Raw genomic sequence first — 16,177 nt, forward strand, 5'->3', positions numbered from 1 at the left:
TGGCGATCGCCCCCTAGCCTAAGGTTGGGGGGCGATTTTTGTGGGTAACGCTGCTTGGGAGTGCTATAGTATACATGTACTCATAGGCAGCGTGTGTTAGAACCATGACGCTACATACAGAGTCTTTTCGTGACAGAACATGAGAAAACCTCTAGCGACGGTGCTAGCATAAGCTTCTAGTACGCTGATGCATCTGGGTCGATGAGATAGTCTGACCCTGTTTCCTATGGTTCACGAGCTCAATTTTCAGGAATATAGCGATCGGGTTCCGCCTCAAAATATCGATGCGGAGGAAGCGATCTTAGGCGGAATTCTGCTGGATCCAGATGCGATCGGACGGGTCGCAGAATTTCTCAGCCCAGATGCGTTCTATATCAGCGCCCACCAAGACATCTATCGGGCCATGCTGCTGCTGCAGGGACAGGGGCGACCGACAGATCTGATGAGTCTCACCAGTTGGCTGCGCGATCAGGGCAAGCTCGACAAGGTGGGTGGGCAAAGCCGCTTGGCGGAATTGGTCGATCGCACGGTTAGCGCCGTCAACATCGACCAATATGCGCAGTTAGTCGTGGATAAATCCCTGCGGCGCAACCTGATTCGGGTGGGCACGGAGATTTCGCAACTGGGCTACACCACCACGGAGCCGTTGCCCAAAATCCTTGATCTAGCTGAACAAAAGGTGTTTGGCATCACCCAAATTCGCCCCAACCAAAGCTTGGTGGCCACGGCCGATATTTTGACCGATACTTTTTCCGATATCGAAAGTCGTTCCCTGGGTATGGTGCTGCCAGGGGTGTCTTGCGGGTTTTATGACCTGGATGCCATGACCCAAGGCTTCCAGCGTTCAGATTTGATTATTACGGCAGCACGACCGGCTATGGGTAAGTGTTGCGCGGCGGATACAGAGTTAGTTCTGCAAGACGGTACGGTAGCTACCATCGCTGAGATTGTGCAGCGCCAAGAGGCCACCGTGCTTACCCTGGGCGATCGCTGGCAGTTTTCCTGGGCCCAGCCCTCGGCCTTTGTAGACGACGGCCAAAAGCCGGTGTTTCGGGTGACAACGCGATTGGGACGATCGGTAACCACAACCCTCAGCCATCCCTATCTGACGGTGCAGGGGTGGCGATCGCTGGCGGAGCTGAAGCCGGGCGATCGGATTGCGGTGCCGCGCCGACTAGCGGTCTTTGGCCGGGAGGTATGGCAGTCGGCAGCGGTGATTGTGCTGGCCTACTTGGTAACCGACGGCGACCTAACGGCGGATTCGCCCACCTTTGTCAACAGCAATCCCCATTTGCATGAAGATTTTGCGGCGGCGATTGCCCAGTTTGATGCGCCCCACGGTGGTTTAGAAGCTGACCGCAGTCCATCTCGCCTGCGGGTGGTTTCCTCTGCCCAGCCCATGACTGCCTCCGCTGGAGCTGCGATCGCCTCCCGCAATCCCCTGCGCGACTGGCTGGATCAGCTCGGCATCTGGGGCACCGACGGCAGCGATCGGGTCATTCCCGCGCCGGTATTCCGTTTAGGACGATCCCAGGTAGCGCTGTTTTTGAATCGCCTCTTCGCCGCCGATGGCTGGGCAACGGTGTTGACCAGCGGTCAATGCCAAATGGGCTATGCTACCCCCAGTGAACGCCTAGCCCGGCAGATCCAGCATCTGCTGCTGCGCTTTGGCATCATTGCCGCGCTCAAACGACGATCCCTAGGACGACGCACGACCTGGCAGATCGATATCACCGATGCCCTATCCATGCGCACCTTCCTCAGCGACATTGGCATGTTTGGCAAAGAGGGCATTCTGGCTAAGGTGCAAACCAAGCTTGACCAACGCAGCTATCAAACCAACCGCGATCTGATTCCCGTAGGTATCTGGCAAGCGATCGCCCAGGCTAAAGGGCAAGAATCCTGGGCATCCTTGGCAAAGCGGGCCGGCATTCGCGGCTATTCCAATCTACATGTAGGGAAGCGAGGGCTATCCCGCGATCGCCTCCTGGCCCTAGCGATCGCCCTGGATAACCGACAGCTGCAGCAGTTGGCCACCAGCGAGATCTATTGGGATGAGATCACGGCGATCGAACCCTTGGGGCAGCAGCAGGTGTATGACCTGACCATTCCCCAGACCCATAATTTCGTCGCCAATGACATCTGTTTGCACAACACCAGCTTTGTCTTAAATGCCGCCCGCAACATTGCCGCCTTCCATAAGCTGCCGGTGGCGGTCTTCAGCCTAGAAATGTCGAAGGAGCAACTGGTGTATCGTTTGCTTTCCAGCGAAGTGCAGATCGAAAGCGGGCGGCTGCGGGCTGGGCGCATCAGTCAACATGAATGGGAACCCCTGGGCCATGCCATCAGCGTGCTGTCGCAACTGCCGATTTTTATTGACGATACCCCCAACGTCTCGGTGAACGAGATGCGTTCCAAAGCCCGCCGTCTGCAGGCAGAAAAGGGCGGCTCCTTAGGGCTAATTTTGGTGGACTACCTGCAGTTGATGGAGGGCAGTGGCGACAACCGGGTGCAGGAACTTTCAAAAATTACGCGGGCCCTGAAGGGGTTGGCACGGGAGCTGAATGTGCCGGTGATGGCCCTATCGCAGCTCAGCCGGGGCGTAGAGTCGCGTACCAATAAGCGACCGATGATGAGTGATTTGCGGGAAAGTGGCTCGATCGAGCAGGATGCGGACTTGGTGATGATGTTATACCGCGATGACTACTACAATCCCGACACCCCCGATCGCGGCATTGCGGAGATTATTATCACCAAGCATCGGAATGGCCCCGTCGGCACCATTCGCCTACTGTTTGAGCCCCAGTTCACGCGTTTTCGGAATCTAGCATCTCCCGAGCGGCGCTAACGTCCGGCGGCTCGGCAATGGGAAGCTTTAGGCAAACCCGGGTGTAGCCTTGGGGCACGCTGTCGATGGTGAGGCTGCCGCCCTGCAGTTCAGCCATGCGTTTGGCGATCGCCAACCCCAAACCCGATCCCTGTTGTTCATGAAAGCAGCGTTCAAACTGGGTATAGGCACCAATATGGGCAAGCTGGTCGGCGGTCATGCCTCGACCGTAGTTGGTAATGGCGATCGCTAGTTGATCATCATGGGTCGTACTGTCGATCTCAATTGCCGTGCCGCGCTCAGAAAACTTGAAGGCATTGTCGAAGAGTTCATCTAGTATCTTTTGCAGCATCGACACCGATACCCAACCAAAAGACTCTTCCAGAGTTAAGGTAAGATCTTGAGTACGGTTAAGCTTTTCGGCTAGCGGTATCGTTAAGTCACGAATCAAAGAGCTAATGGGCGCATGAGTTCGATCATGCTGAAGTCCCCGTAGGCGCTCTGGATCATGGGCCGTAACTTCAAGCTGAGCATAAAGTAAGAAATTTTGCACCAGTCGCTGCAGCCGTTTACCAGAGGTTTGGATAGATTCTAGAATTTCGCGCCCCTCATCACGATCAATGGAATCATAATGGGTAAGGAAGAACTCACAGAATGCTAGAATACCGTTGAGAGGTGTATAAACCTCGTGAGGTAAAGATAGGGTAATATTACTGCGCAGATGATCGAGATGGTGCTGAACCTGCTTTTCCATGGCGTCGCGTTTATTGAGCCGGGCAATAATCGCCTTCAGCAGTTCCTTGGCCGTAAACGGCTTGGTGAGGTAGTCATCGGCCCCCAACTCCATGCCCAAGCGCTGGTCATCGCGCTCCACCCTAGCCGTGAGGAACACTAGGGGAATATTGCTCGTGGATTCCTGCTGCCGCAGCGCTTGCAGAACCTCATAGCCATTGAGGCCAGGCATCATCACATCGCAAATAATCAGGTCAGGACAGCTTTCAGTAGCCCGCTGTAGACCTTCTTGTCCATTCTCCGCCGTTTCGACGCTAAAGGCATAATCGTCGGTCAATTCGAGGATATCGGCAATATTGTCCCGAACGGACGGATCATCTTCGATGACTAAGATTTTTTTCATAGTTAAGTCCTGGATGCCCGTGATGCGTTAATTGAAAAGCGGTAGATGTGGATTAAGGCTGAGCAGCGATGCTGAATAAAACTATGAAATCAGAATGGGAGCAAGATACTTACACAACCTTGATGGTGAATGAAGTACGAGCGTCTTGCTCACGGCTGGTTAGCGCAAATCATATCGCGTTCAGCAACACCGGCTGAGCAGCCTCCCACCCATGGGGGAGCCCCTCACGGATGGCTTGACCATACCTGACGGTGCCTCCTTCTGACTACACAGGGACTATGCATCATCCCTTAGATTCGCCTTTATATCGCCAGCAAACCCACCCTAATCATGACGATAAAAAAGACCTTAGAGTTCTCCTATCTCAGTAATTTGTCGGAAAAGACGATGTTTGATTTTGTAGTTTGATGTCCTTGGGAGGTACGGAGCCATGGCTAGGATGCTAGATCGGAAAGCTCCATCCAGCGTTCGATAGACTGTTCAATCTCGTGCAGGATGGCAGCTAGGCGATCGGAAAGGGATTGCACCTGATCATAGCCGCTGGGAGGATTGTGGTAGAGCTGCTGTTCGATCGCTGTTTTTTCGGCTTCGAGGCTAGGAATATGCTGCTCAAGATGCTCAAATTCTCGCTTCTCGTTGTAGGACATTTTGCGAGGACGGGGTGCTTTGCGGGCGGTTGGCTCCTCCGTGGCGCTAACAGCCTTAGGTGCCGATGAGCTGGGTGAGGTCTCGGCGTCCTCCTGCTTGCGATAGTCCAGATAGATGGAATAGTTACCAGGATAGCGGCGCACTTCGCCTCCGGGATGGAAGGCAAAAATCTGATCCACCGTGCGGTCTAGGAAGTAGCGATCGTGGGACACAATGATCACACAGCCGTTGAACTGGTCTAGATAGTCTTCCAGCACCCCTAGGGTTTGTACATCAAGGTCATTGGTCGGCTCATCCAGGATGAGCAGGTTAGGAGCCTTCATCAGCACCCGCAGCAAAAACAGCCGCCGCTTTTCGCCCCCGGACAGTTTATGAAGAGGCAGATATTGCTGGTTGGAGGGAAACAGAAAGCGCTCTAGCATTTGCGACGCGGTAATCTGATCGCCGTCTTTGGTTTGCACGAGACTCGCTTCGTCTTTGAGGTATTCAATCACCCGCTGCTCTTGGTTAGCTGCGGCCATCAAGGTTTCCGACTGTTGATCAAAATAGCCGATGTGGATAGTTTGCCCCATATCAACGGTGCCGCTGTCGGGAGGGAGCTTGCCGATAATGATATTCAGCAGGGTGGATTTACCCACGCCGTTGCCGCCAATGACGCCAATCCGATCCTCAGGACTGAAGGCGTAGGTGAAAGACTGGATCAGGGTGCGATCGCCATAGCTTTTACTCACATCCTGGAGTTCTACCACCTTCTTGCCAATGCGCCGCCCTGGCGTGGAGATTTCCACCCGCTCTTGCCCGCCCTTGAACTCCTGATCTTGCATATCAGAGATGCGATCGATACGAGCCTTCTGCTTGGTGCTGCGAGCCTTGGGGCCGCGCTTCAGCCATTCCAGCTCTCGCCGCAGCAGGCCTCGATGTTTCCGCTGACGGCTCACGTCTACATCTTCAGCAAGCGCCTTCTTTTCCAGGTAGTAAGCATAGTTACCGGCATAGGCCGTTAGGTCACCCCGATCCAGCTCTAGAATGCGGGTGGTGACCTGGTCTAGGAAGTAGCGATCGTGGGTGATCAGTAAAATGGCTCCAGGATATTGATTCAGGTAGCCCTGCAGCCAGTCCACCGAGTCGGTATCCAGATGGTTGGTGGGCTCATCCATCAGCAGCACATCTGGCTCAGACAGCAGGGCCGTAGCCAGGGCAATCCGCCGCTGGTAGCCGCCGGACAGCGTGCCGACCTTGGCTTCAAAGTCTTCAATGCCCAGCTTGCTGAGAATAATCTTGGCCTTGGTTTCTAGCTCCCAAGCTCCAGCCGTTGCCATTTGCTCAGAAATGGTGGAAAGTTGCCCCATGATCCGATCCATGTCTTGACCGCTGACCCGCCCCAGTTGGTGGGATAGGGCTTCATACTGGCGCACGAGGGCCATCTGTTCGCCGCTGTCGGCAAAGACCTGTTCTAACACGGTGCGATCGCTCTCCAACTGCGGCTGTTGGGGTAAATACACCGCGCGGATATTGGGATTCACCCAGCATTCACCACTGTCAATGGGCTCTAGGCCAGCCAAGATTTTCAGCAGCGTAGACTTGCCGGAGCCGTTGGTGCCAATCAGTCCAACCTTGTCGTTTGCTCCTAGGCTGAAGCTTGCCTCCCGCAGAATTTCTTTAATACCAAAGTCTTTATTAACGGATTGAAGGGTCAAGATACTCATGGTGAATCACTGAAACGGAGGTCAAAGGTAAAAGACTGAACAAACGGGAAATTGACCATGGTGATAGGGCAGGCCATGGGGCATAATTCTTCTAGTTTAGGCATGATAGTAGGGAGTTCGTGTTCTTGAGAACCAAGCAGGCTTGCCCCATCGCTCCTAACGAATCTACAGTGACGGATCTGCAGCGATCGCTCCCTGCCTGACTTCCCCAGCTATTCCATCCAACATCCCACTACACCATCCCACTACATCACAGGACTGAGTTGCCCCATGTTGACGCAAAAACCCACTGCCCATAGTCCCTTTTTGGGAGACGAGGTCGCGGCAGACTACGAAACGGCGCGGGTGGTGATTCTGCCCATTCCCTACGAAGCCACAACAACCTACCGCAAGGGGTGTCAAGATGGCCCCGCTTCAATCTTAGATGCGTCGCAGCAAGTTGAATACTACGACGAAGAACTGGAGCAAGAATATTGGCCCGTCGGCATCTACACCCATACGCCCATTGCCGACACCCGCAGCCAGCCCATGCTCACGGCAGCGGTGATGCTGCAAGACACCTGTAAGACGGTGCGATCGCTTTGGGATGATGGCAAGTTTGTGATTGGCCTAGGGGGAGAGCATAGCATTACCGAAGGGCTAGTGCGGGCCTACCAAGAGTCGTCATCCACCCCGTTCACGGTCGTGCAAATTGATGCCCATGCCGACCTACGCCAGGAATACGAGGGTTCCATCCACAATCATGCCTGCGTGATGCGGCGGGTGTTAGACATGGGGCTGCCCACGGTACAAATTGGCATCCGCAGCATTTGCCGAGAAGAAGCTGACCTAATTCGCGACAAAAATCTATGCGTCTTTCGGGCGCGGGAGATTGCTCGCCAGCCCGATTGGATCGATCGGGCGATCGCTAGCATTCCCACCCAATCCGTCTTCCTGACCATTGACCTGGATGGCATCGACCCGACCCAAATGCCCGGCGTCGGCACCCCAGAGCCCGGTGGGTTAGATTGGTATGGGCTCACAGAATTTCTGCGGCGGTTGTTTGAAGAATACGACGTGCTGGGTTGTGATGTGATGGAACTGGCCCCCGTGGTTGACTCCGTTGTTTCGGAATTCACGGCGGCTAAGCTGGTGTATAAACTCATCGGCTATCAAGCGATCGCCCAACAGTGGGAAGTTCCCAACTAGGCCTCGCTCACCTAGGCTACACCGAACTGTTGTCTTGCTGGCTGTTGAAATCGTCCGAGTTGACCTTGTCCGATAGGTCGCCGATCTATGATCAGCGATCGCTCGTTTGACCCACCTCGCTGAATCTTGTGGCATCCATGACTTTTATAGAACAGACCGGTACCCGCATTGGTGACTACGCCCCTGATTTTGAACTACGCGGGGTGGATCGCCAAGTGCATCATCTAGCCAACTATCTACAGCAGTTTCGGGCCGTGGGTGTGGTGACGCTATCCAATCACTGCCTCTATGTGCGCACCTACCTCAACTGCCTCAAACAGCTTCAGACCCAGTTTCAATCCGCAGGCTTTACGCTAATTGGCATCAACGGCAATGACGATCGCCGCTATCCCGAAGATGACTTTGGCAACATGATTAGCTTTGCCAACGACCACCAGCTCAACTTCCCCTACCTGCGAGATGCCACCCAAGATGTGTTGCGTAGTTTTGGGGCCGACTACACGCCGGAAGCCTTCCTAATCGACGCCCAGGGAAAGCTATGCTATCGCGGGGCCATTGATGACGCCAACCATCAGCTCAACCAAGCCGTCCACCACTACTTTCAAGATGCGATCGCCCAACTGCTAGCCGATCAGCCGATTGCCGTAGTTTCCAATCCCGCCACGGGCAGCACCATCAAATGGCGCAGCTAGCCGCCCGACGGATCCTGGTTTCTCCATCCTGCGTTCCCTAGCCTGACCTAGCGCCACAGGGACGTTGCTTAGGCAGCAAGGTGTCTAATGTAACCTTTTGCAACTTTGCAATACAGGGCCCTACAACGGCAGTTGTGCTGCTATCTTAAGTGGGAGATCACTTAAAAAAGCGTTACACCGGGATGACTTACCAGCGCATTCTGCTGAAATTGAGCGGTGAAGCCCTGATGGGGGAGCTAGCCTACGGCATTGATCCCATGATCGTGCAAGGGATTGCAGAAGAAGTATTAGAAGTTGTGAGTATGGGTGTCCAGGTTGCCATTGTGGTAGGCGGGGGCAACATTTTTCGGGGCGTCAAGGGGGCATCAGCCGGCATGGATCGGGCCACGGCAGACTACATCGGTATGATTGCTACCGTGATGAATGCCATGACCCTGCAAGATTCCCTAGAGCGCGCTGGCGTGCCCACCAGGGTGCAGACCGCGATTGAAATGAAGGAAGTAGCTGAACCCTACATCCGCCGCCGGGCCATTCGCCATCTTGAGAAACAGCGCGTGGTGATTTTTGGGGCTGGGTCGGGCAATCCATTTTTTACCACCGATACAACAGCAGCGCTGCGGGCGGCTGAAATCAATGCTGATGTAGTGTTTAAGGCAACCAAGGTGGATGGCGTCTACGACTCCGACCCCAACAAAAACCCCAATGCTCAGCGGTTTAATACCCTCACCTATGCCCATGTCTTGACCCAAGACCTCAAAGTCATGGACAGTACCGCGATCGCATTGTGTAAAGATAACAATATCCCGATCGTAGTGTTTGACCTATCGGTGCGAGGCAATATCCGCCGCGCCGTCATGGAAGAACCGATTGGAACAGTTGTGGGAGGTTCTTGTGAAATTAGCTGAACTTGAAGAGCATATGCAGCAGACCATTGAGGCAACTCAACGGTCGTTTAACACCATTCGAACTGGGCGAGCTAATGCGTCCATTTTGGATCGGGTCATGGTGGACTACTACGGTAGCCCCACACCCCTGAAATCGTTGGCCAACATTAGCGTGCCCGATTCCAGCAGCATCACCATTCAGCCCTTTGATCCGGGCAGCATGACAACCATTGAAAAGGCCATCATGATGTCAGATTTGGGCCTCACGCCCAATAACGACGGCAGCACCATTCGCCTAAATATTCCCCAACTGACGAGCGATCGCCGGAAGGAATTGGTGAAGGTGGCGTCTAAGATTGCGGAAGAGGGAAAAGTTGCTCTGCGCAATATTCGTCGAGAGGCGGTGGATGAGGTGCGAAAACAAGAAAAAAATAGCGACATCTCCGAAGATGAATCTCGCGATCAGCAAGACACGATCCAGCAAATCACAGACAAGTTTGTCAAAAAGATCGATGAGTTGCTCAGCACTAAAGAAAAGGACATCACCACCGTCTAAGTGATGACTCCCTGGCAAAATCGGCGCTCTCCAGTACAGGCCATGCTGGAGAGCCCTGAGGCTCAATCGACGAGCGGTACACCGCAGACAGCACCTAGGTTTCACGCTATGCCTGTTGCAAACAGCCAGGGCGATCGCCCCGCGACATCCTCCGAGGAGCCTGGCATGACAGCAGAGTTACCTGCGACAGTTTTTGATTTCAGCCCAACTATCGTTAGAATGGGGGGTAAGAGATGTGGACTTCCCGTTTCTGAACGCCTCCAAATTTGTTCTGCTCAGAACAAGGGGGCATGAGGTGGTTCTGTACCCGCAGCGATCGCGCTCTGGGTTTAGGCAAATGCACTCTTTCAACATACTATCAACGATGATTTTAATTGCGTATCATCCTGACTGTGATCGCGTTGCTCCAAGGGGTTGCGGCATCCAATCCGCTCCACCAACCATCTGGGTTGCAGCCTCCAGTGCCAACCCTGCCCTAACCCAAAGGAGCGATCGCCGGGAACTATACGCCTAAGGGCTGTGTGGATATCTAGCCGGATGATCTGGTTTTTTTCGATCGGATCCTAGACGTTTCCCGCTAGATCCCTGTTTCAGTACTGTTAGGCAGCTTGGCTCCGTCCTAACCCGCATTGAGGATTGACCTCTCAGGAGAAGCGACATTATGCTACATCGCAAAATTTATCAACTATGTTGTGATGGTCGTGACGTATGGGTCTTTTTACGCGATCAGCAGCGCTGGATTGAGCGCGCGCGTATCTTAGATATTGAAGGAGATTTAGTCACCCTGCGCTATGAAACCGAAGAGGAAGACGAAACCTGCTCTTGGGAAGAAATGGTGCGGTTAGAGAGCATTGGTTCGGTGATGCAAAAACTAGCGGCTGTACCCCGAGGCGATGTGGAACCGCTGGTGTCGGATGATTGTCCAGAAGCCGAACAACTGCGCCGCCCCTATCCCGAATCAAACCCCGACTAGAATAATCGTTCTGAGGGGACTGGAGACGTCCGGTCGCTCGTCCCTTCAGTCGACGCACCCTCAGGCTAGCTACGCGGCTCGAAGGCAGGGCAGTAGCCCTCCGGCGTGACCTTGAAGCCAAATAGGGGAGAATTCTGCCCAGAACATCGCTGCTTACGAAAGAAGCGACAGTTTTCGCAGCATTCTAAGCCGCTGAGGGCGGCAGCTTCCGTGCCCTGGCTCAGCAGTTCTCGCTGCGATACGCCCCGCAACACCAACTCATCTCCCTGCCAGCGCGCCTCGACCAAGCCCGTATCGGCTAGGTGCTGCCAGCGAGGATCGTGGGTCATATTTTCTGGCAACGTCACCATGATGATGGTTTCCAGCTCGGTCAGTTCCCCTTCGTAGCGTATGTCTGGGGGAGCTGGCTGATGGAACATCTCGCCAATGGGCAGCTCCACTAGAGAATTAGCCGTGGGGCAGTGGAGATGATAGCGGCTTTGCAGTTCGTCGAGCCCGGTCAAGTCTGTGAGGTACTGGGGGGCTCCGTGGACGAAGATGACATGCTGGGGGCGGAGGTTGTGGATGAGCTGGGCGGTACCCGGCCCGTCGCAATGTTCGCTGAGCAGATAGGTGTCGACCAGCCACTGTCCCGATTGGATGAAGGACTGGAACTGGGAAGGCATATGCTCAATTAGCGATGGATAGAGATCCTGGGGCGATCGCCCTGGTTGTTCCGTCAATAGCAATAGCCAGCGCTGGGTGGCCGCTTGGGGGCTGCTCAGCACCCGCTCAACGTCATCTGTAATCACAATGCAGGGCGTTTGATACCAGGCATCATCGCCCGTATGCTCATCCCGCTGGCTCCAGCGCCGCACCCTAGGACGCACGCGGGTATCCCAAAAGAGGGGCTGGTGGCGGGCGAAGTTTTGCACCGTACTGGGCAGGTAGGGCATCAGCGTTAGATAGGCATCACACCCGGCGGCGACCATGCCGTCTACCCAAATATCGATATCCCGCCCGGTGAAATGGTGATGGCTGCGCAGCAGCATGAGGAGTTCTTGCCCTAGCCCTAGGGGTTCGGTGGGCAGGAGAACCGATTGACCGTTGGCGATCGCTCGATGGATGCGTTCGGCCAGTTGATTTTCCTGCTGGCGGCGGTGGGGATGGCGAGAGGTGCCATAGCTACCTTCGGTAATCAAAATATCGGGGCGCAGTCCCCGCAGTTCATCCAAGGGCAACCCATCTACGAGACGGGAACTGGAGAGTAGATAATCCCCGGTGTAGATGAGGGTGTAATCGCGCTCGGGGGTTTTGTGGGTAATCAGAGCAGCAGCAGCACCGGGGAGATGGCCGGCGGGCCAGAGTTCAACCGTGAGATCGGGGTAGAGATTAAAGGGCGATCGCCACGCTAGGGGTTGGCAAAAATCAGGAACCTCCGGCTCCTCGGGCCAATTGAGAGGCAGCAGCTTGGCGGTGACGCCGCTGGCATAGATGGGAAGCTGGGGATAGGCCTGGTGCAGCGCCAAGAGTCCCCGAGCATGGTCTTGATGGGCATGGCTACAGAGCACCACGTCGGCTGGAGGCAGGGAACCATCGTGGCTTTTGAGCAGGGAAACGTCCTGCAGACCACAGTCTAGCAAGATGCGATAGGTGCCAATACGGACGAGCAGACAAACCCCTTCTGTGGCGTGTCCCACAGCATAGGGCAGGCACTCTAGCTCAAGCACGATACTTGGCTCCTTGGGTGGCGAATGCAGGTGAACACAACACTAGAACAGGAATGCAAGGGTTTGGGGCTATCATCAGTTTCGTACAGTTGAGCGACAGATCACTCACAGTTAACGGGACGCTTGAGTTGAGTCTAACGACTAAATCTAGCGTGATGCAAGCCAAACCCAAGAGATGCTACTTGTCATCGTCTGGAACAGGTTTATCTCTATCAAGCCATAGAAAACCTTGAGCAGCCTACCTAGCGGGAAGCTGTCCTTAGCAGAAATCTATGAGTCTAGAAGAGCGATCGCTCCCTAGTGGGCAGAACCATTGCCATGGTAATCATCGGAGTCGTAGAAGCCGTTTCGGGTGCCGAAGAACAGGCAGGCCACGATAAACACGGGAGTTAGAAACAAAAGGGCGAGTTTAATATCCATACCGAGATCTTAACAGTGGTTTGAACGAAATCGTCAGCGAGCCCCAAAGGGGATGGTGCATCGAAATCTTGCTCCATTTTGGGATAAAAGCTGGAAAAACCTGATAAATCCGCAGAAAATCTTCACGGTTTGTCAACCGATGCGTCAACCTAGTCGTCAACTTCGTCAACAATGAAAGACATGAACGAGTTGATGAGACCTCGACGCCTGTGCTCCTACCCTTTAGCCCATCGCCCTTACCGCCTATTGCTGCTGACTGGTTAGCGCGACCCTCTCCAGCGATCGCCGTAGACCTGCTCGGCTGCGCCCTCGTGCGCCAGTTTGAGAACGGCTCCACCCTGCGCAGCCTGATTGTGGAAACCGAAGCCTATGCCCCCGATGATCCAGCCTGCCACGCCTACCGCCGCCGTACGCCGCGCAATGCCGTTATGTTTGGCCCGGCGGGCTACAGCTACGTGTACCTGATCTATGGCATGTACCATTGCCTGAATGTGGTCACCGATGCGGAAGATGTGCCCAGCGCGGTGCTCATTCGGGCCGTGCAGTTGCAGCAAGAACCCCCCGGCGATCGCTCCCCCCAACCCCTCGCCCGCCTTGGCGCGGGCCCAGGAAAACTCTGTCGCGCCCTGCAGATTGATCGTTCCCACTCAGGTCAACCCTTCGCGCCAGGGCAACCGCTTTGGCTAGAGCAGCGATCGCCTAGCTTAGACCAGCAGATTTCTGAAGGAGCGATCGCCCTGCATCAAACCACGCGCATTGGCCTAACCCAAGGAGCCGATATTCCCTGGCGGTGGTATATTCGCGACTCGGTAGCCGTGTCGAAGCGCTAGGGCCGAGCCGTATCTTGAACCCTCGCTCTGTTTCTCGTTTAGGAAAAGCTGGCTGGGGCCAAGATTGCCACCATGTTCTAGTTATCCTCCTCTGGACGCGACTCAACGGCAGGAAGCGATTGGGCTGCCGTGGCAGGAACTGTCGGCGTAGAAGGAGCTACTGGCTGTGGAGTGGCAGCCTCTAGAGACTCCTTCGTGGATTGCAGCGTTTGCGCAAATTGGGCCTGATCGCGCAACTCCTGAGTTGAGGACACCAGCCCGCTCAACCCCTCCACCAAGTCTCGCAAATTATTGCGAAATTCTGGATCGCCCATCAGTTCATCGAGGTCAGAGGTAATTTTCTGAGCATTTTGGAACGTAGCCCGGGCAGAATCCAGGGTCTGCTGGATCATCAGTAAGTTTTCTGGGCTACCCACCGTATCGGAAAAGTTGCGCAGGTTATTGGAGGCGATCACCGCATTTTCGGACAGAATCTGCAGATTTTCCACCAGTTCTCCGTTCTCAATCGCAGGACTGAGATTGTCAACCACCCGGCGAAGCTGGAGGCTGGTCTCATTGATGTTCTCTAACGTGAGCACTAGGGTGCTGCGGTTGGTGTCAATCAGCTCATTCACCTGACGAGAGGTGATGCTGAGTTCTGTCGCAGCCTGTCCCACAGCGTCCGTGGTGCTGATGGCGGAGGCCGTGAGAGCACCTAACTCACCCTCCAGAGTGCGGCTGAGGCTGGCAAATTCACGGGTGAGTTCCGAGACGCCTTCCGCAGCATCGGCAGAATTGCGGGTCAATTCCCGCAGTTCGTCAAAGAAGCCAGTCTCGGTCAACAAATCAGCAATTTCCGTGGTTGAGCGAATCAAGGTATCGTAGCTGACACCCACTGCACCATTAAGGCGATCGCCATTGCACAAGATGAGCTGGGTGTCACAATCTGCCGCTAGCGGATCGGCTTCTTCCGTCACGGCCTCGGGCAGCAGCACCTGAGGAAAAATATCAATCGAGGTTTCTCCAATGAGCCCCACCTGATTGGCTTCAACAATCACATCCTTGGGAATAATTAAGCGGTTAGAGTCGATTTGAATGATCGCTTCCGCTGCATTGGAGGCTGTTTGGACATCTTGGATTTTGCCCACCACCACGCCGCGATAGCGCACGGGAGCCCCCGGACGCATTCCCGCCACATTATCAAAAGTGATATTGGCTTGATAGCTGCGGCGACCAAGGTTTAGCCCTTGAATCCAAAATGCTAGACCGCCAAAGAGTGCCAGTCCCACTAAGATGAGCAACCCCACCGAGCCTTCTCGCAGCGTTCTCGATCGCATGATACGTCCTCACAGATGGTTTTCGGATGCCGTTGCATCGTTTGTCCTGCTGGGCATCCATTCATTGACAAACATAGAACGGGTGCATCCCACTTTTGTAGCCCTCACCCTAAATCCCTCTCCCAGAGCGGGAGAGGGACTTTGAATCCGGCTCCCCTACTCCCTTTTTGGGGAACAAGGGTTGGGAGATGAGGGCTAACTTGCGAAACTAGGATACTCCCCATAGAACCGACCGACAGCCTCTAGCTTTTCTTACTAAGATCGATCCATTCCAAGCCTCTAGGACTCTCCGACCGCTGAGTTGTTTCCCCAAAGCCCGTCCATGAGCCATCGATAGGCCATCGAGACGGTCAGGAGGTTCACTCCAGCGATTTTAACGGGTACAGGCGTAATCTGGATAATACTTGATGGATTCGATAGGTGATTCTACCCCACTTGGATGGGCCCCTCAACACTACCGCTGAAGAACTGGCGCACGAGAGGCTGATCCGTGGTGTCAATATCTTGCACGAGCCCCTGCCATTGCACCTTGCCTTGATAGAGAAACACAATGCGATCGGTGGTGCGGCGAATGGTGCTGTCTTGGTGGGTGACCATGACGTAGGTGCTGCTGCCCGATCGCCCTTGGAGTTGACGAATCAGATCTTCAATCACCGTGGAGGCGATTGGATCCAGACCAGCGGTGGGTTCATCATACAGCAAGATTTCTGGGGATTCTGCCGGGCGTTCTGGGTTGGTAATAATGGCGCGGGCAAAGCTCACCCGTTTGCGCATCCCGCCGGACAGTTCTGCCGGTAAGCGATCGCCGGTGCCGGGCAACCCTACCATCTCTAAGCATTCATCAACCAGATGGCGAATGCGATCGCGGGGCAATTTGGAATGTTGGTAGAGCAAGAAGCCAACGTTTTCATCCACGGTGAGGGAGTCAAACAGGGCGGCTTGCTGAAAGACCATACCGATACCGATGGGATCGTGGTAATCACCCACCAGGCCTTCCCGCCGCTGCCCTTGGATATAGATCTCGCCAGAGTCGGGCGCTAGCAGACCCGCAATAATCCGCAGGATGGTCGATTTTCCGGTTCCGGAGGGGCCAATAATTCCCAGGGCCTGCCCCCGGTAAATCGTTAGGTCTACATGGTCTAAAACGACGTGATCCTTGCCAAAGGACTTGCTGACGCCTTTTAGCTCAATAACAGGTTCACCCACTGACTGCACTGGTATTCTCCAACCAACTACACCGTATGATAGACGATGCAAGGCATAGCGACATCAGGGCGATCGCCCTTAGGGTGT

13 protein-coding genes are annotated in these 16,177 nt (G+C 54.7%); 7 read left to right on the forward strand and 6 right to left on the reverse strand.

Annotated elements, in window-relative coordinates:
* The first annotated feature begins 226 nt into the window (after window positions 1–226).
* A complete protein-coding gene (gene dnaB, locus JUJ53_RS12585) occupies window positions 227–2,848 on the forward strand; it encodes a replicative DNA helicase (protein WP_204152367.1) in 2,622 nt (873 codons plus the stop codon).
* Here the strand turns inward: dnaB and JUJ53_RS12590 are convergent.
* Both JUJ53_RS12590 and JUJ53_RS12595 read right to left on the reverse strand, forming a co-directional pair.
* A complete protein-coding gene (locus tag JUJ53_RS12590) occupies window positions 2,808–3,962 on the reverse strand; it encodes a response regulator (protein ID WP_204152368.1) in 1,155 nt (384 codons plus the stop codon). The two genes, dnaB and JUJ53_RS12590, sit on opposite strands and share 41 nt — an antisense overlap.
* A 434-nt stretch (window positions 3,963–4,396) precedes the next feature.
* Window positions 4,397–6,316 (reverse strand): ABC-F family ATP-binding cassette domain-containing protein, encoded by a 1,920-nt coding sequence (locus JUJ53_RS12595; protein WP_204152369.1) that lies wholly within the window; start codon window positions 6,314–6,316, stop codon window positions 4,397–4,399.
* A 270-nt stretch (window positions 6,317–6,586) separates the two neighbouring features.
* Between JUJ53_RS12595 and speB the strand changes: the two genes are divergently transcribed.
* From speB to JUJ53_RS12620, 5 genes are all read left to right on the forward strand, one after another.
* On the forward strand, window positions 6,587–7,504 hold the full coding sequence (gene speB, locus JUJ53_RS12600; protein ID WP_204152370.1) for an agmatinase: 918 nt from the start codon (window positions 6,587–6,589) through the stop codon (window positions 7,502–7,504).
* Window positions 7,505–7,641: 137 nt separating this feature from the next.
* Window positions 7,642–8,196, forward strand: a complete 555-nt coding sequence (locus tag JUJ53_RS12605; RefSeq protein ID WP_204152371.1) for a thioredoxin family protein — start codon at window positions 7,642–7,644, stop codon at window positions 8,194–8,196.
* A 182-nt stretch (window positions 8,197–8,378) separates the two neighbouring features.
* Window positions 8,379–9,101, forward strand: a complete 723-nt coding sequence (pyrH, locus tag JUJ53_RS12610) for a UMP kinase (RefSeq protein WP_204152372.1) — start codon at window positions 8,379–8,381, stop codon at window positions 9,099–9,101.
* Complete coding sequence (frr, locus tag JUJ53_RS12615; protein ID WP_204152373.1) at window positions 9,088–9,636, forward strand: ribosome recycling factor; 549 nt, start codon at window positions 9,088–9,090, stop codon at window positions 9,634–9,636. Before pyrH ends, frr begins: the two co-directional genes overlap by 14 nt.
* A 661-nt stretch (window positions 9,637–10,297) precedes the next feature.
* Complete coding sequence (locus JUJ53_RS12620; protein WP_204152374.1) at window positions 10,298–10,609, forward strand: DUF6679 family protein; 312 nt, start codon at window positions 10,298–10,300, stop codon at window positions 10,607–10,609.
* Between the two features lie 65 nt (window positions 10,610–10,674).
* Here JUJ53_RS12620 and JUJ53_RS12625 read toward each other — a convergent pair whose 3' ends face one another.
* Together JUJ53_RS12625 and JUJ53_RS25110 are read right to left on the reverse strand one after the other, a co-directional pair.
* Complete coding sequence (locus JUJ53_RS12625) at window positions 10,675–12,318, reverse strand: MBL fold metallo-hydrolase (protein ID WP_204152375.1); 1,644 nt, start codon at window positions 12,316–12,318, stop codon at window positions 10,675–10,677.
* A 297-nt stretch (window positions 12,319–12,615) separates the two neighbouring features.
* The gene (locus tag JUJ53_RS25110; protein ID WP_275415763.1) at window positions 12,616–12,738 is read right to left on the reverse strand and encodes a hypothetical protein; all 123 of its coding nucleotides are present in this window, start codon (window positions 12,736–12,738) and stop codon (window positions 12,616–12,618) included.
* 209 nt (window positions 12,739–12,947) lie between these two features.
* Here JUJ53_RS25110 and JUJ53_RS12630 point away from each other — a divergent pair, with 209 nt between their 5' ends.
* A complete protein-coding gene (locus tag JUJ53_RS12630) occupies window positions 12,948–13,568 on the forward strand; it encodes a DNA-3-methyladenine glycosylase (RefSeq protein WP_204152376.1) in 621 nt (206 codons plus the stop codon).
* A 77-nt stretch (window positions 13,569–13,645) separates the two neighbouring features.
* Here the strand turns inward: JUJ53_RS12630 and JUJ53_RS12635 are convergent, their stop codons facing one another.
* Both JUJ53_RS12635 and JUJ53_RS12640 read right to left on the reverse strand, forming a co-directional pair.
* Entirely contained in the window at window positions 13,646–14,884 is a 1,239-nt protein-coding gene (locus JUJ53_RS12635; protein WP_204152377.1) for an MlaD family protein, read from the reverse strand.
* Window positions 14,885–15,310: 426 nt separating this feature from the next.
* Window positions 15,311–16,090 carry an ABC transporter ATP-binding protein gene (locus JUJ53_RS12640; protein ID WP_204152378.1) on the reverse strand — a complete coding sequence of 260 codons (780 nt, stop codon included), beginning with the start codon at window positions 16,088–16,090 and terminating at the stop codon, window positions 15,311–15,313.
* Between the last annotated feature and the right edge of the window lie 87 nt (window positions 16,091–16,177).

The organism is Leptolyngbya sp. CCY15150 (genome assembly GCF_016888135.1).
GTDB lineage: Bacteria > Cyanobacteriota > Cyanobacteriia > RECH01 > RECH01 > RECH01.